This window comes from Haloarcula sp. MBLA0138, assembly GCF_055632455.1.
The window spans coordinates 284287-306352 of sequence record NZ_CM145746.1 but is presented as its reverse complement, the minus strand read 5'-3'; the positions used below and the strand labels follow the sequence as shown (position 1 = coordinate 306352).

Here is a 22066-nt window from a genome sequence, read left to right as displayed (position 1 = left end):
TATGACGGAACGCCTCGACGAGCGATACGACGCCACGCCGCGTCACGAAGAACTGGCTGTCGGTATCGTTGCGATGGAAGGCAACGCGGATAGCGTCGCGCGGACCGTACTCCGTGCCCAACAACACGGCCACGAGGCGTTCGTCGGACACAGGGGCGACCCCGATCTCGACGCACTGGAACTCGCCAGACAGGCGGGGGCGACAGTCATCGATCCCTCCGAAGAACGGCCGGATGTCCAGTCGCTCCGGCACGAACTTGCGGCGGCAGCGAGAGCGCGCTCGTTCGGCGGTATCGTCTTCCAGTCCGAGGCGTGTGAACGGATAGACTACGAGGCGAGTTGGGAAGCGCTCAAAGACGGGCAGTACGGTGTCGAGGCGGTTCCACAGGCCGCCAAAACCGACGAGGACGCCGGCCGTACCGTCGTCGGTATCCCGGCGTACAACGAGGCCGGGACGATACAGGAAGTCGTCTCGGCGGCACGCCAGTACGCGGACGAGGTCCTCGTCGTCGACGACGGGAGCGACGACGAGACAGCGGCGCTGGCCGACCAAGCCGGCGCGCTGGTCGTCGAACACGACGTGAACCGCGGGTACGGTGCGGCGCTGAAGACGGCGTTTACCGAGGCCGACCGACTGCACGTACAGCACCTCATCGTGATGGACGCCGACGGCCAACATGACCCCTCGGACATCCCGCAACTCGTCGAGACACACGCCGAACGCGACGCCGAGATAGTGATCGGTAGTCGGTTCACGGACGACTCCGACACCGACATCCCGACGTACCGCCGGGCCGGTCTCTGGGTGGTGAACCGGCTGACGAACATCAGCCTCGGCAGCAACGGCGACGAGTCCCGAATCCGGGATACACAGAGCGGGTTCCGGTCCTACGAGCGGGAGGCGATTTCGACCTTGGCGGGAGACGATACCGTGGGGGAGGGGATGTCCGCGAGTACCGACATCCTCCACCACGCGAGAGACCGCGGCTACGACATCGCCGAGGTTGGGACGAATGTGAGCTACGACGTCGAGGACGCCAACAGCATCCACCCGGTCACGCACGGTTTCTCGCTTCTGCACAACATCCTCAGGACAATCGAGCGGGACCGCCCGATTACGGCCGTCGGACTCCCCGGACTGACGAGTATCGTCATCGGGTTTGGGTTCACGTACTGGACCGTCGTCAACTACATCAACAGCGGGACGTTCCCGTTGGGAATCGCCGTCGTCTCGACCGCGTTCGTCCTCGTCGGCGTGTTCGCCTGTTTCACCTCCGTCGTTTTGCACTCGCTGAACCAATATCACATCGAGGGGCAGCAACAGTAGCATGTCTTCGACAGACGCCAGCGAGTTGGCGTGGCCAGCCTCGGATGCGTTCTATCTGACGCTCGATTTCGAGTGTGACTTCGGGACGGCACTATCCCAGAATACGTACGAGGCGGTCGAACACACGGACGAATTGGTCGCGTGTCTCGAACGCCATGGGGTCCCAGTCACGTGTTTCGTCCAGACGGAACTACTCGAACAGCGCCCCGAGGCAGTCGAGCTGCTCCGGTCGAGTAGCGTCGAGACGCGGTTCTACCCCCACTCGCACACGCACAAACCGCGGACCGAAACGTCGGTTCGAGACGAAATCGTCACTAGCACGCAGCGATACCGCGACTATTTCGAGTCCGCACCGAACGGCTACCGGTTTCCGAACGGCAACGTCCGCCCGGAGGACTACCGCGTGCTCGCCGAACAGGGGTATCGGTTCGACGCCAGTCAGTTTCCGTCGTGGCGCCCCGGCCACTTCAACAACGCTCGGGCCGCGACGGTCCCGCAGTACTTCACGGAACACGACCTTTTCGAGGTCCCGTTTACCGTCTACTCGGACCTGATACGCGTCCCGACGGCGCTGTCGTACTGTCGCGTTCTGGGCCGTCCGTTCACCTACGCGCTCCTGAATCGACCGCCCTCGACGGTCGTGTTCAACATCCACATGCACGACCTCGTGACGCCGTCGACGGTTCGACACCTGCCGCGCCGATATCAGTACCTGTACCGACGAAACGACGACGGGTTAGAGCTGTTGGACCGAGTGCTCGCGGCGTGTCGTGAGCAGGGGTACGCGTTCGGGACGCTCACAGAAGTCTGGGAGGCGCTCGAAGGCGAACCGGTCGACGGTCAGAGATAGCCCAAGTCCTGTAGGTTCTCTTTCGTCTCGGCGTCCATATCGAGGCCGTCGGACTCGTAGGCCCGCTCGACGTCGTCGAGGCGCTGTCTGGCCTCGTCCATCGAGAACCCGGGGTCGAGCCACGTCTGCTCGCGCTCGAACAGCAGTTTGAACCCCTCGAAGCGGTGACTGCGGCGGATCTGTTTCCCGGCGGGAATCATCATCAGAAGCCCGGCGAGCAGTTTCAGGTTCGACCACGCGTCGGACGTGACAAAGGAGTAGCCACCGTCCTCGTCCCAGACGCTCTCGACGCTGTAACTGAAGTTCCCGACCAGCGACGGGTAGGGTCTGTCGTAGAAGTTCAGCCCGTACGTGGGGCTCTCCTCGGCCCCAATAGCGTCCGTCCCCGCCGTGGCTGCGATGTCGACATCGCTGTCGAGGAGCCCGCCGATGGTCGCTGGGATGTCGACGTGGCGAAAGAGACCGTCGTGGGTCTCGTCGTTGAGGTCCGGGTGGACAAACACGGTCGGAACGTAGGCAATCTCCGGGCAGGCGGGGTAGGACTCGCCGACGTGGCCGTACTCGCCGAGCATCTGTCCGTGGTCGGAAGCGAACAACACGAGCGTCTCGTCCAAGATACCGCGCTCGCGGAGCGGGTCGAGGACGAAGCGATGGAACCGCTCGACCGACGACTCGATGCCGGCCTCGTAGTCCCGTCGCATCTGGTCGTCGTCGCCGGCGTTCTCCGCGAGGTACGAATCGACCGACTCCTCGGTCTGAAGCGTCTCGTCGAAGCCGTTGTACGGCGCGTGACCGCCGGCGTCTCGCATGAACCACCCGAACGGTTCCTCGATGTCGGCCAGCGAGACCGAGTCGTACCGGTCGAGCAGGAAACGGTATATCTCGTTGTTGAAGTTCCCCTGCGAATCGCTCAGTCCCGCGTTCGGAAACGCGTCGAGAATCGTCCACTGATCCTCGCCGAGTCGGTCGGTAAAACCGCGGATACCGTGTGTCGGGAGGTAGCGACCGGTCAGCATCGAGGCGATGGCGGTCGGCGTGTGCGTCGAGGCCGCGACAGTTCGACAAGTGAGCCCCATCTCACTGACCTCGTCCGGCAGCGAGTCCCAGCGGACGCCGTCGGACATGTAGACGACCACGTTCCGTACCGAAGACATACACGCATCTCTCACCAGACGATAGATACGTTCTTTGTTTTCCCGTAGCCCGCCGCCGGGACGCAACGCACATCAAAAGACCTTACCAGTCCGTATCTGAATCTCTGGTAGATGCGGATACTCCACGTGATTGGGACGTTCCTGCCGGTCAAGGGCGGGGGGCCGTACTACGTCCACAATCTCGCTACGCAACTGGAAGCAGAGGGGCACCAGTGTCGAGTCGTGACGACCACGACCGGCGGCGAGGCGGACACGGAGACGGTCCCGGTTACGCGGAGCCAGTCGTTCGAGGTCGGTCCGGCACCGCTGGCACCGGGATTCCCGCTCGCGCTCGAACGGTCGATTCGGGAGTTCCAGCCGGACATCGTCCACTCGAACTACCCGTTGCCGCTGTATCCGGAAGTCGCTGCTGTGCTATCTGAGTTGCACTCGATTCCACACGTCGTCACCTGCCACGGGGCGTTCGAGATGTCGTGGGACAATCTCGTCGGTGCCATCGGGCAGGTCTACAACCGCACGCTCCTCCGGGGGACGCTGCGATACGCCGACCGAATTCTGGTCTCGAACCGGAACATCGTCGACGAGATACCGCTCTATCAGCGGTACGAAGACAAAATCGATGTGGTTCCCATCGGTGTCGACACCGAGTGGTTCGACCCGGACGCGACCGACGGCCCTCCGCCGTTCGAGACCGACGACTCCGAGACGACGGTGCTGTACGCCGGCGCGTTCCGTCGGTACAAGGGCCTCGACGACCTCGTCCGCGCGTTCGAGCGCGTCGTCGCGGATACCGACGTTCGCCTCGTCCTCGTCGGGGAGGGCGCGGAGAAAGAGCGGATAACGTCGCTCGTAGACGACCTCGGTATCGCGGACTCGGTCGTCTTTCCCGGGTTCGTGAGCGACGAGGAACTGCGTCGGTCATACGCCGCTGCCGACGTGTTCGTCCTCCCGTCGCCGACCATAACGGAGAGCTTCGGGATGGTAGTGCTCGAAGCCATGTCGATGGGGGTGCCGACCGTCGTCACGAGCGGGTCGGGCGTCGGTCGAGTACTGGCCGGGGAAGACGCGGGAGTCGTCGTGGACCCCGGCTCGCCGGAACAGCTCGCAGACGGCGTTCGGCGACTCGCCACCGACGAGGAGTGGCACCGGACACAGCGCGACGCGGGACGTGCGCTCGTCGACGAGCGCTTCGCGTGGTCCGAAATAGTCGCCGAGAACGTCGCGGTGTACCGGCGAGTGCTGTCAGACGCCGCGTGACTACGGTTCCGTGTCAAGGTCGTCGGCGACGGCCCGTGCCGCCGCCGCTATCTCCTCGCCGTCCGCCCCACCGCCGGAGGCGAGCCGGTCCGTTCCGCTCTGTCCACCGTGGTCGAGTTCCGCGACGACGCGCCGTGCGACCTCGGACGCGGGGTGTTCCGCCGCGGCGGCTTCGCCCACGCCGACGGCGAACGCGCCGTCAGAGAGTGCCGTGACGATAGCGACGGTCTGGTCACTGTCGAGCGCCTCCCGGGCGATGCTTCGAGCGGTCTCGGCCGTCGCGTCCGGGAGTTCGATGGTGACGGCGTGGGGGTCGCTGCTCGGAGGGTCCCGCCTGAACGCTCGCCACCACGATTCAGCCCACTGCTCTCGAAGCCCCGCTACCGTCGCGTCCTGCTCGTCGAGTTGGGTCTGCAGGCGGTCGATTTCGTCTGGGACCGTCTCCGGGTCGACGCCGGCACGGTCGGCGGCGTCGTAGAGGAGCGCCCGTTCATCGCCTTGCGCCTCGTCGGCGGCGTGGCGCTCCGGTGGCGTCTCATCCCACTCGCGGGCCGCTTCGAGACCGCGGCGGGTCGTGCGCAGGCGGCGGACCCAGTAGACGTTCGTGACGAGCGCGAGGAGCGCGGTCCCCGCGGCCAGCAGGAGGCCGACGTTACTCATGGACCCACTCCTTGAGCGCTGGTCCGATTCGCGGATGTGTCAGGACCGCACCGAACCGCTTGGTGATCGGTTCGAGCCGCTTGTACCCGGAGATGGACGCTCTGGAGACGTATCGGGGCGGCGTGACGAAACTCGCGAGTTCGACCTCGCGTCCCCCGAACTTCTGTTTGAACTCGTAGAGCGGGGAGTCGGGCTCCGTCCGGCCGAAGTCGACGACCCCGAACTCGCTCTCGCAGGCGCGTTCGATGACTGTCGCGTACAGCAGTTCGTTGGGTCGCTTGTCCCAGTGGTCCGGGTCCGAAGCGTTGCTCAGGATGTACCGCTCGCCGCCGAAGTCGAGGACGAGTAGCCCGGCTTTCGGCTCGTCCTCGTCGACCAGCAGGATTCGGCAGTCCGTCCCGAACGCGTCCTTGAGCCGGTCGAAAAACGAGCGCGGGAACGTCGGACTTCCGAGCCGACGCATCGTCTGCCGGTACAGAGCGTAGTACGCGTCGGTGTCGTCCGTCTCGATCACCGAGAGGCCGTGGTCCCGAGCGGTCCGGACGTTCGACCGCAGGTCACGGTTGAACCCGTTCTCCCAGAGCGCGTCAAACGGCATCGCGGTGGGAACTCTGAACGTCACGCCCGTCTCGACGGCCCCGAAATCGGGGTAGTATCCGCGAACGCCCGTCCCGCGCCGGTCTTTGCAGACGACGGCATCGAAGTTGCCCGGGAGCGTCGCTATCGTCGCCAGCACTCGTCGGTGGTCGCCCTCGGCAGTGACGAGCGGGTAGCCGTACTCGCAAAATGGGTTCGTGAGACTCGCGCCGACAGTCTCGCTGGTCCGAAACGACGGGAAGACGCCGAGGACCGCGTCCGAGGAAAGGTCCGAGACGACGGCGTAGGCCGGTTCGTACCCGAACGCCGAGTCGACGGCCCTCTTCCAAGCGCGCGTGTGGAACGCCGTCGCCTCGTCGTGACGCCGGACGATATCGTCCCACTCGTCGGGAAGTGTCCCGGCGTAGACCTCCACGTCGGCCGGCTCCGCACTCGCAGACATACCCGCACCAATACGAGTCACCGACTTAAATTCGCATTTTTCCGTCGGGGGACGCGAGGCCCGAGGACCGACATCGGCGTCCGGTAGGCGCTCCGTTTCGGTACAGCCGGACGGGATACTCAGAGGAGGATACCGCACCGGTCACCCGCTTTCCGCCCGTATCTCGTCCGTGACTGCGTCCGAAATACGTCGAATCGTCGGCGCGGACAGCCCCGCGTGGACGGGCAGGTTCAGCACGCGGGCAGCCAGTGACTCCGCGGTCGGGCAGGTCCCGTCGGGAGCGATAGTGTAGGAGTACATCGGCGAGCAGCCGACCCCGCGTCGTCTGAGCGCACGACAGAGCGCCGCTCGCTGCCCCTCGTCCACGAGAATCGGATAGCGGAAGTAGCTGTGGTCGTCGGTAGCCGTGGGCCGCACCACTTCCGCCGGGAGGAGTCTGTCGTATATCTCGGCGTTGCGGCGCCGCGTTTCGATACGACTCGGGAGTTCGGCGAGTTGCGCGGTCAGGAGGCGATCGTCCCACTCCGGGAGCGTCGTCGGCGTGGGTTCGGGAACGCCGGTCGAAGCGTCCCGCGAGAGAGGATCGAGCACGCGGCGGCGCAGCGGTTCGTACACGCGTCCGGGAAGCGCGTTCAAAGCACGGTCGACTCCCCAGATTCCGAGGAGTTTCGCTCGCCGACCCCGCGGTCGGTGGCTTCGCTCCGGCGTCGGCAAGTCGTCCCCAAACACGAGACCGCCCTTGAACGCGGTGACCTCCTTGAAAAATCGGAGGCTGGTGACACAGTAATCGCTGTGCGCGGCGACGCTCCCCGAGCGAACGAGCGCCCCGAGTGCCTGCGCGGCGTCTTCGACGACGGCGAGGCCGTGTTCGTCGGCGAACGCCGCGACGGCGGCCATATCGCAGGGACGCCCGTAGGGGTGGACCGGAACGATTGCAGCGGTCCGGTCGGTGACCGCTTCCCTCGCCTCCGCGAGGTCGATTTCGAAGTTCTCCGTCACGTCGACGTACACCGGTGTCCCGACGGTTTCGGCCGCGCTCTCGACCGCGTAGCAGGTGTACCCCGGAATCAGTATCTCGTCGGTTGGGCCGACCCCGGCCCGGCGAAGCGCGAACACGAGCGCCGCGCGACAGCTCTGGACGGGGAGGATTCGGGAAAAGTCCGTCCTGTCGGCGAGGAGGTCCGCGTACGTTTGGGAAGTGTCCGGCGGAGCCACGATGTCACGCCATCCGAGGGGGAGACCTTCCGTCGACGTCAGCATCCACCGTGCGGTCCGTTCGAGACGAAGATAACTGTTCGTATCCGCGACGGTGCGGGACGTGCCGCGGGGATCGGTCGGGGACGGCGGCCACCACAAGAATCATTTGTCGTGGTACCCCTCGTACCTTACAGCAATGAAACGGCGTGCGTTCTTGGCCTCGGCGGCTCTCCTGTCGGGATGCTCGGGTCTCAGTGCGACAAGCGACGAGACCGACACCGACAGGCAAACGGAGACGCCCTCGCCCCCGGAAAGCGTCTCCGGCCCCACGCCGGACTCCATCGACGTGGTCCAACGCACGGCCAGACCGCTCGACGAACTGTTCATCCGCATCAACGGTGACGAGCGGTTGCCGGTCTCCGACGTGTGGACCGAGGACGGTATCGAGGTACGAGCGGACACCCGGCCGTACGCGTACGACGTGGGAATCATAAACTCGAGAATCGCCAAGTCGTACCCGGTCTTGGGGTTCGGAATCAGGCTCCCGGAACTGGTCGAAGACCACGCTTGGCGAGTGGGGTTGGATACCGGCCACCACGCGCCGGCCGGTCGAATCGCGCTCGAAACGCCGACGAGCCCCTCGGCGAAACAGACCCGAGCGCGATTCGTCGTTCATACGAGAGCAACGGGGACCGCCGTGTTCGTGACGGACCTGCTGCCGGAAGACTTCGACACGGAACAGCACATGTACCGAATCCACCGGTACGCCGGGGGCGCGATGCTGACCATCGAGGACCGTATCCGGGCAGTCATCCTCACCGGCATCCCAAACGCCGGTGACCTCCCGAAGTACGACAACACGGTTCCCTACGCAATCAGGGCACATGACGAGTCGATTAGCGAAGAGTTCGTCTTCCACACAGCAGCGATATCACACAACGAGGAGGAGTACACGCTCCCACTGCGGAGCGAGGAACGCGGGTTCGCGATGTGGGACGGCCAGCGACTGCCGCCGAGGCGGTTCCAACTGTACAACGACAGGTCAGAGACGACGTGGCGGGGACAGACAGTAGACGGAGAGGTACGCAGCCACCCGGTTCCGGTCTGGGGCTACGACAGGAAGACGTTCATGGTGAAATCGGACGCCGGCGGACGGCTCACCGTTCAAGTCCACACCGGTGGGTCGTGGGAAGATTACGCCACACGGACCCTCACTGCCGACGAGCTATGCACGTTCAACATGAGCGATACGGCTGTTCCGATGGCTCGGTGTAAGTACGAACCAGTCGGTACGGACACGCTCTCAGTCGGGGGCGTCACCCTCTCGTAAGAGCCAGAGGGACTGAGCGGCCCGTACAACACTGGATAGCCTAGCAACTGGCCTCGGTCAGGTTGGTGGTCTGCAGACTGACACGCGATTGTGCGGTGACCACTGCCGAGTCGGCCTGCTTGAGGTCGGTGGTCATGAGCGTACACGAGATATCGCGGTATCCGTCGCTCTCCGAATCCACAAAGTAAACGCTGTACGCGTTACGGATGTTCGTTCTGTCACTGTTTTGTCGATAAATGACGGCAACCAACCGGTACGTGCTATCGTTTATAAGTGATGCTACGGGCTGTGATTTCTGTTCGATGATACCCGGCCGGTTCCACACGTTCATTTGAATCAGGTCGGGGTCGTACTCCCGCAGGTACTCTTCGGTCAACCCCTCGTGGGCGATGTGCTCGCTGTTCAGTCCCCACTCGTCGACCGCGTGCCAGTCGGAGTAGTACGGTAGTGCACCTGATTCGGTCACGAACATCCGGTAGTTCTCGTCCTCGAAGTCGTTGAGCTGCTGGCCTACGACAGCCGTATCACCGTGTGTTTTAGAGAGAGCGAACCCGCGTGACTCCATCGACATCGACAGCGGATAGACTATCAGACCACTGACCAACAATGCGATCGCAACTACGCGAACCGTTGAATCGATGGGAGCGAAGTCGATCGCTGAAGACCACTGAACGTCGTCCAGCAAGAGAATCAAAAGGAGCAAGATACTGGCAAACGCCGGAACCTCGAAGCGCCAGAGTCCCCCTTGCAACGGTTTGATGAATATCCACATCGCCAAGAAGGCTACGTCAGCGAGGACGACAGGACCGAACGTAGCTATCCGTTGATGTATCGAGTCGGAGTTGGACAGTGAGCTCAGGCCGAACAGCGTCACGAAGAGTAGCGGCCCGACGATGACCATCACGAATTGGAACATGAAGAACGCGCCGCCCGGGGAAAATAGTCCGCCGGATTTGATATAGAACGGATTCGGGAACAGATGTCCAAAGAAGAGGGCGCGGGACGTCATGTACACTACTCCCGGGACGAACACCAGCGCGACGCCCCAAACGATGAGACGCTTCAGTTCGCCGGTCCGGCGTTCGCGATACAGTAGGGCAGCCAGCCCGACTTCGAGCGCGACCGAAAAGACAACCAAGTCCGGACGAGTGAGCATCCCGAGGAACAGACTAACCTGTAGGAGAACCGCGGTACTGGTCCTGTAGGTCGTAGCGACCTCGATTGCAGCAATCGTTGATATCAACACCAGCAACATCGCGAGGGTTGTTTCCATCCCCATCCCACTCAGTACCGCTATCGGCGGACTCAGCGCTAGCTGACTGCAACCGACGACGAGTAGCAGTCGGTTGACGCCGCGGTATCGGCCATAGCCGTACAGCAACAGGACGGACGCCAGCGTCGCGCCGATGCCGACCGACTTGACCGTCGGCAATACCGGCACTTCCAGCAGGAACGGAATAGCGCCGATGACGACCCAGAGGAACGACGTATACCCCTCAACCGGGTCAGTCCCGACGTTCCACACCGGTCCAGCGCCCTCTGCTAGGTGTCGGGAGTAGCGAAGCGTTATCCAAGCGTCGTCCAGAGTGAACCAGAAGAAGAATCTGGAGATAGCCAGAAACAGTACGCTGAGCGCTACGAGAGCCAGCACGTCATACCGGTCGACAGAGCCGAAACGCTCTCTCATTAGAGGTCCGTTATTGCGTTTGCTCTTATTCTTGTCGTAACAGATCCCGAGCCCGACGGCAAATCGTGCGAGGGCCGTCCCGAGCGGTACTCTCGGCGAGTGTTCCCCGAGAGGCGGAGTGCCGGACGGTTCGAGATGACAACCTAATTGTCTGCCCGTGGTTAACTCCGGAGCATGGCGACCCATCTCATCACGGGCGGCTCCGGATTCGTCGGGAGCCACACCGCGGAGTACCTCCTCGACCAAGGCGAAGACGTAGTCGTCTACGACGTGACACCGCCGGAAATCCCGGGCACCGACCTCGTCGAGCGAGTCGAGTACGTCGAGGGCGACGTGCGGGACCAAGACCGGCTCACGGAAGCACTGGCCGACGTGGACTACGTCCACCACAACGTCGCGCTCGTCCCGCTGACGAAGGCGGGGTCGGAGTTCCGGGACGTGAACGTCGGCGGGACGCGGAACGTGATGCAGGCCGCCCTCGACGCCGGCGTCGAGGGCGTCTGTCACGTCTCCTCGAGCGCCGTCTACGACCTCTCAGAGATGCCGGTCACCGAAGAGACGACGCTCAGCCCCATCGGCGCGTACGGCCAATCGAAGCTACAGGCCGACCGCGTCGTCCAGCAGTACGCCGAGAAGGGGCTCCCGGTCAACATCGTCCGCCCGCGGACGGTCCTCGACGAGCGGCGGGCCGGCATCTACCAGATCCTCTTCGACTGGGTCGAGAACGACAAGCGCGTCTACATGCTCGGCGACGGGACGAACGAGTTCCAGCTGATAAGCGGCCGGGACATCGCCGACGCGTCGTTCCTCGCGGCGACGACCGACGGCGTCTCCGGGGAGGTGTTCAACATCGGCAACGACGACTACAACACCCTCGGCGGGGACCTCGAACACCTCATCGAGTACGCCGACTCCGGGTCGTCCATCACGTGGGTCCCGGCGCGGCCGGTGTCGCTGACGCTGCAGGCGCTGGACCGGCTTCGCCTCTCGCCGCTCGCGCCGTGGCACTACAAGACGGTGTTCAAGGACTACTACTTCGACAACAGCAAGGCGAAGGAACTGCTCGGCTGGGAGCCCACCGACAGCAACGACGACATGTTCGAGCGGGCCTACGACTGGTACCAGCACAACGACATCACCGAGGTCGAGGAGGAGGGGAGCGTCCACCGGACCGCGCCGCCCCAGAAGGTCCTCCGCCTGCTGCGGAAGGTTTCGTAAGTCGGCCGCTCGCGCGCTAGCCGGCGTCTTCCGGTACGTCGACGGCGACCGAGCGCGTGTGTCTGAAGTGCGCGTACACCAGCAACGCGACGCCGGCGGAGAACCACAGCGTCGCCGCGCGGACGATGATAGTCGCACTGACCGCGACCACGCGCTCTACGTCGAACAAGAGCAACAGCCCCGTCATGGAGCCGTCGGTCACGCCGAGTCCGCCGGGAATCAGGCTGAGCGCGCCGAGGATGCTCGATAGGGCGAAGACGAACGCGGCCACGAGCGCCGAGACGTCGGCACCGAAGCCACGGAGGATGACCCACAGTCCCGCACACTCCATCCCCCACGAGAGGACGCTGAGCCCGGTGGTCACGGTGAGCGGACGGGGGGCGAGGAGGTCCAGCGAACTCCGGTACAGGTCCCGCATCTCGTCGGCCCGCCGGCCCAACAGCGGGAGCGTCTCGACCCGGTCGAGCACCCACAGACAGAGCGGTTCGTGCTGGAGGAGGACGATGCCGCCGAGAACGAGCGCCAACAGCGCCACGAAGACCACGGGCGAGTAGTCGAACGCGAGCACGCCCAGTAGCGTAAACGCCAGCACGCCGAGGAGGTCGGTGAGCCGTTCGGTCGCCACCACCGGCATCGTCGTGCTGACGGGCGTCCCGTCGGCGTCTCTGACGAGCCACGCCTTCCACACCTCGCCGAGTTTCCCGGGGGTCAGTATCATGACGAGGCCGCTCCCGAAGATGTGGAGGCTGGTCCGGAGCGGGAGGTCGACGTCGACCTCCCGGAGGAGGTACTCCCACTTGAGGAACCGGAGCAACTGATTGACCAGTGTCAGCCCCAACACGACGGGCAACAGCCGCCACTCGAACAGTCGGAGCGAGCGAAACAGCGAGCCGAGGTTGGCGTAGACGCTCAACGCGAGCGTGACGGCCATCCCCAGCACGAGGAACTGCCAGAGGTTCTGTCTGAGATTCATCGGTCGCGGAGTCGGTCGTACAGTTTCACGGCCTTCGTTCCCGCGTGGACCGCGACCGAGCCGGTGTCGCCACGCGGCGTCGTCCGCCCGTCGCGGATGGCCTCCCTGACCGCCGCGAGCGCGTCGTCGCGGTCGGCCGGCGCGCCGGCGTCGACCTCCGTGTACGCCGTGCCGACCTCGCGGGCGAAGTGCGCGTCGCTCCCGCCCGTCGCCGGCAGGCCGTGCTCGTCGGCGAAGTCCCGGGCGCGCTCGTTGTACCGGGCGCGGACACAGCGGGAGTTGCGCACCTCGACGGCGTCGAGCGCGCCGGCGTGGTCGGCTATCGTCGACAGCCCCTCCCGCATGGCGTCGAAGGGGTGGGGCGCGAGGGCGAGGCCGCCCTGTCCGTGTATCTCGTCGATGACGGCCGCCGGCGGCTGCCACGGCTCGATGGGGGTCTCGAGGAAGAGCCCGATGATCTGTCCCTCGGGCGTGTCGACCTCCTCGGCCGGGACGACGAGGAGGTCCTCACCGGCGGCCTCGCGGGCGGTTTCGACGGCGTCCATCGTGTTGTGGTCCGTGACCGCGACGGCGTCGAGTCCGACGCGCTGGGCTCGCTCGACCAGCGTCGACGGCCCCATCCAGCCACAGGGCCGGGAGCGGTTCGTGTGCGTCTGTAGGTCGATTCGGAGTGTCATTGGCGCTCAGAACGGGTGGTTCACGTACAGGATGAGTAGCGTGGCGACGCCCCAGACGACGAAGTTCAGGAGCATGTCTCGGTGGAACAACAGCTCGTGGACCTGCTCGCTCGGTTGGGAGAGCGTCAGGTGGTTGAACCGGAGCACGGCGTAGTAGGCGAAGGGGACGGTGACCATCATCTCGGTCTGCCGGGCGAAGAAGGTGTACATCGAGTAGACGACCAGCAGGGTCGCGGCGGCCACGAACAGCAAGAGCAGCGAGAAGTCCCCGGAGAAGCCGTCGAGACTCGCCCGCGTCTCCCGGTCCTCCGCGGTGACCATCTCGGCGTGGCGCTTCCCGCTGGCGAGGAGGAAGGCGGCGAGAAAGACCGTCAACAGGAGCCACGGGCTCAGCGGGGCACCGAGTAAGACGACGCCCGCCAGCGCCCGGAGGACGAAGCCGGCACCGACGACGAAGATGTCGATGAGGAAGACGTGTTTCAACACGGTGCTGTAGGCGAAGTTCTGGAGGACGTACGTCGCGAGGACGAGCGCGAAGAGCGTGTCCAAGTAGTACGCGGCGACGCCCGCGAAGGCGAACCCGAGCGCGGCGGCGAACGCGCCGACCGCGACGGGGACTTGGCCGCTGGCTATCGGCCGGTGCTGTTTCACCGGGTGGTTGCGGTCCTCCTCGCGGTCGAGGATGTCGTTGACGATGTAGACACAGCCGGCCGCCAGTGAGAAGACGAGCGCGCCGGCGACGACCGTCACCCACGCGCTCAGTGACGTTGCCTCTCCCGCGTAGACGATCGGGACCAAGAGGATGAGTTGCTTGTACCACTGGTGGGGCCGTAGCTCGCGCACGACGCCGACGGCGGTCGAGTTCCCGCTCGATTCCACTTCTGAGGACAGCATCGCTACCTCAGACCTTGTCCCGTTCCTGTGCCCACTCGACGCCCTCGCGCATCCCCTCGGTGAGGTCCGTCGGTGGCTCCCAGCCGAGTTCGTCCATCGCCTTCGAGGGGTCACAGGCGATGTGTCTGGACATCTCGCCGGCGACGTGGACGTTCTGCTCGTAGATGCCTAGGTTCCCCAGCGTCACGTCGGCTATCTCCATCAGCCGCGATATCGGCTTCGGGACGTAGATGGGCTGGAGGTCATCGGCGACGCCGAGTAAGTCGGCGATGGTCCGGTAGACGTAGTTGGTGGTGTAGGGCTGCTCGTCGGCGATCCAGTAGGTCTCGTCTTTCGACACCTCGGGCTGGTGGATGACGTCACAGAGCGCCTCGGCGAGGCTCGGGACGTAGGTCATGCTCCGGAGGTTCATCCCGTTCCCGAAGACGATGGGGTGACCGTCCTGAATCATGTTCATCAGGCGGTTCATGCGGTCGGGCTGGCGCGGCCCGTAGTACCAGCACGGCCGGACGATGGTGTAGTCGAGGTCGTGCTCTTGGTGGTACCGCCGGACGTGTTGCTCGGCGATGTACTTCGACTCGCCGTAGTTGCTCTCGGGCCGACACGGCATCTCCTCGGTCATGAGGTCGTTGGGGGAGTCGTTGAACCCCTGTGCGGCGTTCGAGGAGACGTAGACGAAGTGGTCGACGCCGTGTTGCTGGGCCACGTCGACCATGTTGCGGGTGCCGTCGGCGTTTATCTCGAAGAACATGTCCGCCCCGAGGAGTTTCGGCGGGTGAATGATACCGGCCGCGTGGATGACAGCGTCGATACCCGCGTCGAAGGCGTCGTGCAGCGTCTCGGGTTTTCGCACGTCGCCGGGGTGTTCCTCGACGTCGTACGGGTCCAGTTCTGACGTGTCCTCGCCGGGCAGCGTCAGGCAGTGGATGTCGTGGCCCGCGCCGTCCAACTTCTTGACTACCTCGGTCCCCAGCCACCCGGGGGCCCCGGTCACCAGTACTCTCATGTCTCCGAGATACAGACCCGAGTAGATAAATGCGGCTTTCCGAGTCGCACAGTATCAGAGACGATGAGCTACCGAAAACCGCTTCAATCACTCCAACGGCCCAACTCCGTACTCACTCGCCGACCTCCCATCGGGAACCAGCCCTCCTCGTCGGCATCGAGTAGCGTCGGCCCCGTCTCCGGCGTTCGCGCCTTCGCTCTAGCCGCCCTTACGCCGTCTTCCAGACGGGCCCTCGGCGCATAGTCCGGAGCTACCGGCTGAGCCAAGCGCGTACGACCGGCGCGGCGGGCGCAGCGTGACCGGTGTGTGCATGCAGTTGTTCGAGTTTTGCACAATTCTTTCAACCACATAACCCCTAGAGGGGCGTAGTACGATGCCAGATTCGATGTCGGAACAGCTCCGGCAGGACATGGAGTGCGAGGGGTTGCTGGAGTGCTTTCACGGTCTCAAGGAACTGGACAGGGAGTGCTTTCAGGCGCTCGTCGGGAGTGCCGACCCGCTGACCGTCGACGAGATCGCCGAGGCCATCGACCGCGAGCGCTCGACCGCCTATCGCGCCGTCCAGCGGTTGCTCCGAACGGGCTTCATCGAGAAAGACCAGGTCAACTACGACCAAGGGGGGTACTACCACGTCTACTCGCCGACGGACCCGTCGCAGATCACCGACGACATGCAGCGACTGCTCAACGACTGGTACGCGAAGATGGGGCAACTCATTCAGGAGTTCGAGAACAAGTACGAGCAGGCCGACGCCTCGACACCCACTGTCGAGGGCTAGAACCGTTTTTCGGGCCGGTGTGGCGTCCCCCGCCGGCGTCCCGAGCGCTGGGTCGCCCGTCAACGCCCGCACGCCGGATTCGGTCTCGTGTTGCATAGTCTTGTGCTACCTTCCCAAAACTCTTATCGGGAACTGGCGCGTACGACTCGGTGATGACAACGGAGACTGCGACCGATGCCGGTACCGAGTCCGCGGACGAACCGCTCCACGTCGACGGCGAGGCCCACCTAGACGAGGTGGTGGCTGACGGAGTCGTCCTCGTGGACTTCTACGCCGACTGGTGTGGCCCCTGCCAGATGCTCGAACCGGTCGTCGAACGGCTCGCCGTGGAGACCGAGGCGACCGTGGCGAAGGTAGACGTCGACGCCAACCAGCAACTCGCCGCCGCCTACGGCGTCCGCGGCGTCCCGACGCTGGTCCTGTTCGCCGACGGCGAGCAGGTCCGAGAGGTCGTCGGGGTCCAAGCGGAGGAACAGCTCCGGGGCCTCGTCGAGTCCTACACCGCGTAGATGGCCGAGAGTGACACCGTCGACGCGACCGCTGGCCCGTCGCTGACAGCGCCCGACGGAGGCCGGTGACCGATGGGCGCGTCCGGAGAGCGCGAAGTCAACACGACCGACCCGTCGACGGTCGAGGACCAAGCCGACCGGGTCGTGGTCTCGTTCCGGTCGCCGGAGACGGACCCCGACGAAGCCGGCGACTGGTGGGTCGCCGACAGCGACTGGTTGCAGGAGAGCATGACCGAACGTACGTACCGGCGGTACCTCCGGTGGGCCCACGCCGGCCCCGTCGCCGTCGGCGACGAGTGGGCGGAGTTCGTCAACTGTGGCTGTGCCAGCCCCGAGGACGTCCTCCTCCGGGTCGAGGAAGTCCACGGCGGCACGGCTATCGGGTCCGAGACGCGCTTCGAGGTGGTCGCGCGGAGAACGGTCGTCGAAGACGGGATGCGCACTGACTGACGGCGGCGGGCGACCGGCGTGTTCAGGCCCGTGCGGTGTAGCCGGCGTCCTCGACGGCCTCGACGAGGGCCCCGGCGTCGGCGTCCCCGTCGACGCTCGCCCGCTCGGTCTCCCGGTCGGCGGTCGCGTCGCTCACGCCCGACACGTCCCGCAGCGCTTCCTCGACTGTCTGCTCACAGTGGCCGCAGGTCATTCCCTCGACGGTGATGGTCGTCGACATACGGGGGGACGTACGGCTCCCTCGCTTATTCGGGTTGTCCCTCAAATCGTTCGGTGCGGAGAGCGCTGGGCTTTGGATTCGAAGCTCGCGTCGCCGTGGCGCTTTAGTCGACCGGGAGAGTTGGTCGACCATGCGCGACCTCGACGAGACCGACCTCGAAATCCTACAGCTACTGCTGGCGGACGCGCGACGGCCCTACAGCGACATCGCGGAGGCCGTCGGCCTCTCGGCACCGGCCGTCTCGGACCGGGTCGAGAGGCTACAGGAGACGGGCGTCATCAACCGCTTCACGCTCGACGTGGACCGCTCGCAGCTCCGGACGGGCATTCCGGTGTTGCTAACGCTGGAAGTCGCCGCGAGCGGGCCCGAGGGCCCGTCGGTCACGGAGCGCCTCCTCGACGAGAGCGCGGTCGAGCACGTGTTCACCACGGCCGAGGCCGACCTCGTCGTCTTCGCCAGAGTCCCGGACAACGACGTTGCGAGTTGGCTCGACGACACCCTCGACGAGGGCGTGGTCGCCGATTTCGAGGTGACGCTGCTGGCGGGCGCGGACTGGTCGCCCGACTTCGGCGGCACGGAGTTCGCGCTCACCTGCGCCCAGTGTGGGAACACGGTCGACAGCGAGGGCACGGCGGCCCGCATCGACGGGGACCTGTACCAGTTCTGTTGCCCGTCGTGCGAGGCGCGCTTCGAGGAGAAGTACGAACAGCTACAGGAGGGCGCGGACTGACCCGAAGGCGTCGCGGCATCGCTTTGCAATCGAAAGTCACGAGCCACTCGTACTGAACAGACGAAAGGGGAAAGCGGTTGAACGAGGGGACCGTACGACTAGTCAATGAGTCAACGGCAGAGCCACATCGACATCCGAGGCATGAGCTGTGCTAACTGCTCACAGACCATCGCCGACGCGGTCGGCTCGCTGGACGGCGTCTCGGAGGCGAACATCAACTTCGCCACCGACGAGGGGTCGGTGACGTACGACCCCGCCGCGGTCTCGCTGGGGGACGTCTACGACGCCATCGAGGACGCCGGCTACTCGCCCGTGACCGACTCGGCGACGGTCGCCATCACCGACATGTCGTGTGCGAACTGCTCGGAGACGGTACAGGACGCACTCGAAGGGGTCCCCGGCGTCGTCACGGCGGACGTGAACTTCGCCACCGACGAGGCACAGGTCACGTACAACCCGGCGGAGGCGAGCCTCGCGGACTGCTACGACGCCATCGAAGCGGCTGGCTACTCGCCCGTCCGCGAGGACGATGCCAGCGAGGACGGAGCGGGCGGTGACACTCGTGAGGCCGCCCGACGGGAGGAGGTCGGCCGGCAGTTGCGGCTGACGCTGTTCGGCGCGGCGCTGTCGGCCCCGCTGTTGCTTTTCCTCGTCGAGAAGCTCCTGCTCGGGGGCGGCGTCCTCCCGGAGACGGTGTTTGGCGTCGAGTTCGGCTGGGTCGAGTTCCTACTGGCGACGCCCGTCCAGTTGGTGCTGGGCCGGCCGTTCTACAGGAACTCATACACGGCGCTCGTCAGGAACGGCCGCGCCAACATGGACGTGCTCATCGCGCTCGGGTCGACCACCGCGTACGTCTACTCCGTGGCGGTGTTACTGGGCGCTATCGCCGGCGGCCTCTACTTCGACACGGCGGCGCTCATCCTCGTGTTCATCACGCTGGGGAACTACCTCGAAGCCCGCTCGAAGGGCCAAGCCGGCGAGGCGCTCCGGAAGCTGCTGGAGATGGAAGCCGAGACGGCGACCGTCGTCGACGACGAGGGGAACGAGGCGGAAATCCCGCTCGAAGATGTCGCGGTCGGCGACCGGATGAAGGTCCGGCCCGGCGAGCGGATTCCGACCGACGGCGTCGTCGTCGACGGTCAGTCGGCGGTCGACGAGTCGATGGTGACCGGCGAGTCCGTCCCCGTCGAGAAGCGCGAGGGCGACGAGGTGGTCGGCTCGACCATCAACGAGAACGGCGTCCTCGTCGTCGAGGCGACGAAGGTCGGCGAGGACACGGCGCTCCAACAGATCGTCCAGACCGTCAAGGAGGCACAGTCGCGCCAGCCCGACATCCAGAACCTCGCCGACCGCATCTCGGCGTACTTCGTGCCCGCGGTCATCGCCAACGCCGCGCTGTGGGGCGTCGTCTGGTTCCTCTTCCCCGAGGCGCTGGCCGGCTTCGTCGGCTGGCTCCCGCTGTGGGGGCTCCTCGCGGGCGGCCCCGCGGTCGCCGGCGGCACCGTCTCGGTCTTCGAGTTCGCCGTCGTCGTGTTCGCCTCGTCGGTCCTCATCGCGTGTCCCTGCGCGCTGGGGCTGGCGACGCCCGCCGCCACGATGGTCGGGACGACCATCGGCGCGCAAAACGGCGTCCTGTTCAAGGGCGGGGATATCCTCGAACGCGCGAAGGACGTGGACACGGTCGTCTTCGACAAGACCGGGACGCTCACCGAAGGCGAGATGGAACTGACCGACGTGGTCGTGTTCGACGACGCGGCGACGCGACGCGCTGACGGGGCCGGGGACCCGGCTGCCGACGGCGGCCAGCTGACCGCCCGGGGCGACCTCGACGAGACGGACGTGCTTCGGCTCGCGGCCGTCGCCGAGAGCGGGAGCGAACACCCGCTGGCCCGCGCCATCGTCGCGGGCGCGGAGGACCGGGGAATCGACGTGACCGACCCCGAGGACTTCGAGAACGTCCCCGGCCACGGCGTCGAGGCGACCGTCGACGGCGGCGAGGTGCTGGTCGGAAACCGGAAGCTCCTGCGGGACAACGGCGTCGACCCCTCGCCCGCGGCGGAGACGATGGAGCGCCTCGAAGGAGAGGGGAAGACGGCGATGCTCGTCGCCTACCGGGGCGACCTCGTGGGCGTCGTCGCCGACGCCGACACGGTCAAAGAGAGCGCACGAGACGCCGTGAGCCAACTTCGGGACCGCGGTGTCGACGTGATGATGATAACCGGCGACAACGAGCGCACCGCTCGCGCCGTCGCCGAGCAGGTCGGCATCGACCCCGAGAACGTCCGGGCCGGGGTCCTCCCCGAAGACAAGTCCGACGCGGTCGAGGCGATTCAGGACGGCGGCCGGAAGGCGATGATGGTCGGTGACGGGGTCAACGACGCGCCCGCGCTCGCGGTGGCGTACGTCGGGACCGCCATCGGCTCCGGCACCGACGTCGCCATCGAGGCGGCCGACGTGACCCTGATGCGCGACGACCCGGTAGACGTGGTGAAGGCTATTCGCATCTCGGACGCGACGCTCGCGAAGATACAGCAGAACCTCGTGTGGGCGCTCGGCTACAACACCGCGATGATTCCCTTGGCCTCGCTGGGACTGCTCCAGCCGGTGCTGGCGGCCGGCGCGATGGCCTTCTCCAGCGTGTCGGTGCTGTCGAACAGCCTGCTGTTCCGCCGGTACACCCCCGACCACGACTACGAACTGCTCGGACGGGGTCGGTAACTGACCCGGGTGCTCCCCTCGTCCGCCGCGTGGCGGACTCGTCCCGGAACCCGAACGGTTCAAGAACCGTCCTCGCCAACGCCACGGCAATGCACGTCTCCATCGTCGGCAGCGGCTACGTCGGGACCACGGTCGCGGCCTGTCTCGCCGACCTCGGCCACGAGGTGACGACCATCGACATCGACGAGGCTATCGTCGAGCGCGTCAACGCCGGCGAGGCACCCGTCCACGAGCCGGGACTCGACGAACTGGTCGCCGACCACGGCGGCGACCGACTGCGGGCGACGACGGACTACGGCGTGGTCCCGGAGACGGACCTCACGATGCTCGCGCTGCCGACGCCCGCCGACGCGGACGGCAGCATCGACCTCCAGTACATGGAAGCGGGCGCGGAGTCGGTCGGCGAAGCCCTCGCCGCGGGGGACCGCGGCAGCGCACACCCGGTTGTCACGAAGTCGACGGTGGTCCCGACGACGACCGAAGAGCGACTGGCCCCCCGCATCGCCGACGCGGGGCTCGACCGCGGCACGGACTTCCTCGTCGCCTCGAACCCGGAGTTCCAACGGGAGGGGACCGCCGTCGAGGACTTCCTCCAGCCCGACAAGCTGGTCTTCGGCACCGACGACGACCGCGCGCTCGACCTGCTCCACGACCTCTACGCCCCGCTACGGGCGGCCGACGACGGCGACGTACCCGTCGTCGAGACCGGCATCGCCGAGGCCGAGATGATAAAGTACGCCAACAACACCTTCCTCGCGAGCAAGGTCAGCCTCATCAACGACATCGGGAACGTCTGCAAGGCGTTCGGCGTCGACGCCTACGAGGTCGCGGAGGCCATCGGGCTGGACGACCGCATCGGCGAGCGGTTCCTCCGGAGCGGCGTCGGCTTCGGCGGATCGTGTTTTCCGAAAGACACGAAGGCGATAGTCGCGGCCGCCCGCGAACGGGAGTACGAGCCCGAGATGCTCTCGGCGACGCTACGGCTGAACGAGAAGCAACCCGAGCGTCTCCTCTCGCTGCTCGACGACCACGCCGACGCGGCCGGCAAGCGAATCGCGGTGCTGGGGCTGGCGTTCAAGCCCGGCACCGACGACATCCGGAACACGCGGGCGGTCCCGGTCATCGAGGGCCTGCTGGAGCGAGGGGCCGAAATCGTCGCCTACGACCCCGTCGCCGCCGCGAACATGCGCGAACGCTACCCCGACATCGAGTACGCCGACTCGGCGGCCGCGGCGCTCGAAGGGGCCCACGGGGCCGTGGTCGTCACGGACTGGGACGAGTTCGCGGCGCTGGACGACGCGTTCGACGCGATGGCCGACCCCGTCGTCGTCGACGGGCGGCGGGTAATCGAGCGCCGCGAGGGCATCACCTACGAGGGGCTGACGTGGTGAG

Annotated in this window: 21 protein-coding genes; 11 read left to right on the top strand and 10 right to left on the bottom strand. The window is 65.8% G+C overall.

Features of this window, described 5'->3' with window-relative positions:
- Position 1: 1 nt before the first annotated feature.
- Together ACV7JO_RS01590 and ACV7JO_RS01585 are read left to right on the top strand one after the other, a co-directional pair.
- Entirely contained in the window at positions 2 to 1327 is a 1326-nt protein-coding gene (locus ACV7JO_RS01590) for a glycosyltransferase family 2 protein (RefSeq protein WP_470354593.1), read from the top strand.
- A 1-nt stretch (position 1328) separates the two neighbouring features.
- Positions 1329 to 2177, top strand: coding sequence for a polysaccharide deacetylase family protein (locus tag ACV7JO_RS01585; RefSeq protein WP_470354592.1), 849 nt, complete (start codon positions 1329 to 1331; stop codon positions 2175 to 2177).
- Here ACV7JO_RS01585 and ACV7JO_RS01580 read toward each other — a convergent pair.
- A complete protein-coding gene (locus tag ACV7JO_RS01580) occupies positions 2168 to 3331 on the bottom strand; it encodes a sulfatase-like hydrolase/transferase (protein WP_470354591.1) in 1164 nt (387 codons plus the stop codon). The two genes, ACV7JO_RS01585 and ACV7JO_RS01580, sit on opposite strands and share 10 nt — an antisense overlap.
- Before the next feature lie 111 nt (positions 3332 to 3442).
- On the opposite strand from ACV7JO_RS01580, the gene ACV7JO_RS01575 reads away from it, so the two are divergent.
- On the top strand, positions 3443 to 4588 hold the full coding sequence (locus ACV7JO_RS01575; RefSeq protein ID WP_470354590.1) for a glycosyltransferase family 4 protein: 1146 nt from the start codon (positions 3443 to 3445) through the stop codon (positions 4586 to 4588).
- Here ACV7JO_RS01575 and ACV7JO_RS01570 read toward each other — a convergent pair whose 3' ends face one another.
- The 3 genes from ACV7JO_RS01570 to ACV7JO_RS01560 form a co-directional block, all read right to left on the bottom strand.
- Entirely contained in the window at positions 4589 to 5248 is a 660-nt protein-coding gene (locus ACV7JO_RS01570) for a hypothetical protein (protein WP_470354589.1), read from the bottom strand.
- Positions 5241 to 6287: a GNAT family N-acetyltransferase gene (locus ACV7JO_RS01565; protein ID WP_470354588.1), complete on the bottom strand. Its 1047-nt coding sequence runs from the start codon at positions 6285 to 6287 to the stop codon at positions 5241 to 5243. Before ACV7JO_RS01565 ends, ACV7JO_RS01570 begins: the two co-directional genes overlap by 8 nt.
- Positions 6288 to 6428: 141 nt before the next feature.
- Positions 6429 to 7547, bottom strand: coding sequence for a DegT/DnrJ/EryC1/StrS family aminotransferase (locus tag ACV7JO_RS01560; RefSeq protein ID WP_470354587.1), 1119 nt, complete (start codon positions 7545 to 7547; stop codon positions 6429 to 6431).
- 58 nt (positions 7548 to 7605) lie between these two features.
- Here ACV7JO_RS01560 and ACV7JO_RS01555 point away from each other — a divergent pair, with 58 nt between their 5' ends.
- Positions 7606 to 8814 (top strand): hypothetical protein, encoded by a 1209-nt coding sequence (locus ACV7JO_RS01555; protein ID WP_470354586.1) that lies wholly within the window; start codon positions 7606 to 7608, stop codon positions 8812 to 8814.
- Positions 8815 to 8854: 40 nt separating this feature from the next.
- Here ACV7JO_RS01555 and ACV7JO_RS01550 read toward each other — a convergent pair whose 3' ends face one another.
- The gene (locus ACV7JO_RS01550) at positions 8855 to 10501 is read right to left on the bottom strand and encodes a hypothetical protein (RefSeq protein ID WP_470354585.1); all 1647 of its coding nucleotides are present in this window, start codon (positions 10499 to 10501) and stop codon (positions 8855 to 8857) included.
- A 174-nt stretch (positions 10502 to 10675) separates the two neighbouring features.
- Here ACV7JO_RS01550 and ACV7JO_RS01545 point away from each other — a divergent pair, with 174 nt between their 5' ends.
- A complete protein-coding gene (locus ACV7JO_RS01545; protein WP_470354584.1) occupies positions 10676 to 11719 on the top strand; it encodes an NAD-dependent epimerase/dehydratase family protein in 1044 nt (347 codons plus the stop codon).
- A 16-nt stretch (positions 11720 to 11735) separates the two neighbouring features.
- Here the strand turns inward: ACV7JO_RS01545 and ACV7JO_RS01540 are convergent, their stop codons facing one another.
- The 4 genes from ACV7JO_RS01540 to ACV7JO_RS01525 are packed head-to-tail and all read right to left on the bottom strand — an operon-like array spanning position 11736 to position 15269.
- Positions 11736 to 12692 carry a lysylphosphatidylglycerol synthase transmembrane domain-containing protein gene (locus tag ACV7JO_RS01540; protein ID WP_470354583.1) on the bottom strand — a complete coding sequence of 319 codons (957 nt, stop codon included), beginning with the start codon at positions 12690 to 12692 and terminating at the stop codon, positions 11736 to 11738.
- A complete protein-coding gene (locus ACV7JO_RS01535) occupies positions 12689 to 13369 on the bottom strand; it encodes a PHP-associated domain-containing protein (RefSeq protein WP_470354582.1) in 681 nt (226 codons plus the stop codon). Before ACV7JO_RS01535 ends, ACV7JO_RS01540 begins: the two co-directional genes overlap by 4 nt.
- Before the next feature lie 6 nt (positions 13370 to 13375).
- A complete protein-coding gene (locus ACV7JO_RS01530) occupies positions 13376 to 14263 on the bottom strand; it encodes a UbiA family prenyltransferase (protein WP_470354581.1) in 888 nt (295 codons plus the stop codon).
- Between the two features lie 7 nt (positions 14264 to 14270).
- Positions 14271 to 15269, bottom strand: a complete 999-nt coding sequence (locus ACV7JO_RS01525; RefSeq protein WP_470354580.1) for an NAD-dependent epimerase/dehydratase family protein — start codon at positions 15267 to 15269, stop codon at positions 14271 to 14273.
- 373 nt (positions 15270 to 15642) lie between these two features.
- Between ACV7JO_RS01525 and ACV7JO_RS01520 the strand changes: the two genes are divergently transcribed.
- The 3 genes from ACV7JO_RS01520 to ACV7JO_RS01510 all read left to right on the top strand — a co-directional run bounded on the left by ACV7JO_RS01520 (position 15643) and on the right by ACV7JO_RS01510 (position 17006).
- Positions 15643 to 16047, top strand: a complete 405-nt coding sequence (locus ACV7JO_RS01520; protein WP_470354579.1) for a helix-turn-helix domain-containing protein — start codon at positions 15643 to 15645, stop codon at positions 16045 to 16047.
- A gap of 152 nt (positions 16048 to 16199) precedes the next feature.
- A complete protein-coding gene (gene trxA, locus ACV7JO_RS01515) occupies positions 16200 to 16556 on the top strand; it encodes a thioredoxin (protein WP_470354578.1) in 357 nt (118 codons plus the stop codon).
- A gap of 72 nt (positions 16557 to 16628) precedes the next feature.
- Positions 16629 to 17006: a DUF7968 family protein gene (locus ACV7JO_RS01510; protein ID WP_470354577.1), complete on the top strand. Its 378-nt coding sequence runs from the start codon at positions 16629 to 16631 to the stop codon at positions 17004 to 17006.
- Between the two features lie 22 nt (positions 17007 to 17028).
- On the opposite strand, the gene ACV7JO_RS01505 is transcribed toward ACV7JO_RS01510, so the two are convergent.
- Positions 17029 to 17226, bottom strand: a complete 198-nt coding sequence (locus ACV7JO_RS01505) for a heavy-metal-associated domain-containing protein (protein WP_470354576.1) — start codon at positions 17224 to 17226, stop codon at positions 17029 to 17031.
- 130 nt (positions 17227 to 17356) lie between these two features.
- Between ACV7JO_RS01505 and ACV7JO_RS01500 the strand changes: the two genes are divergently transcribed.
- The 3 genes from ACV7JO_RS01500 (at position 17357) to aglM (ending at position 22065) form a co-directional block, all read left to right on the top strand.
- On the top strand, positions 17357 to 17956 hold the full coding sequence (locus tag ACV7JO_RS01500) for an AsnC family transcriptional regulator (protein WP_470354575.1): 600 nt from the start codon (positions 17357 to 17359) through the stop codon (positions 17954 to 17956).
- A gap of 105 nt (positions 17957 to 18061) precedes the next feature.
- Positions 18062 to 20674 carry a heavy metal translocating P-type ATPase gene (locus ACV7JO_RS01495; protein WP_470354574.1) on the top strand — a complete coding sequence of 871 codons (2613 nt, stop codon included), beginning with the start codon at positions 18062 to 18064 and terminating at the stop codon, positions 20672 to 20674.
- 89 nt (positions 20675 to 20763) lie between these two features.
- A complete protein-coding gene (gene aglM / locus ACV7JO_RS01490; protein WP_470354573.1) occupies positions 20764 to 22065 on the top strand; it encodes a UDP-glucose 6-dehydrogenase AglM in 1302 nt (433 codons plus the stop codon).
- Position 22066 lies beyond the last annotated feature (1 nt).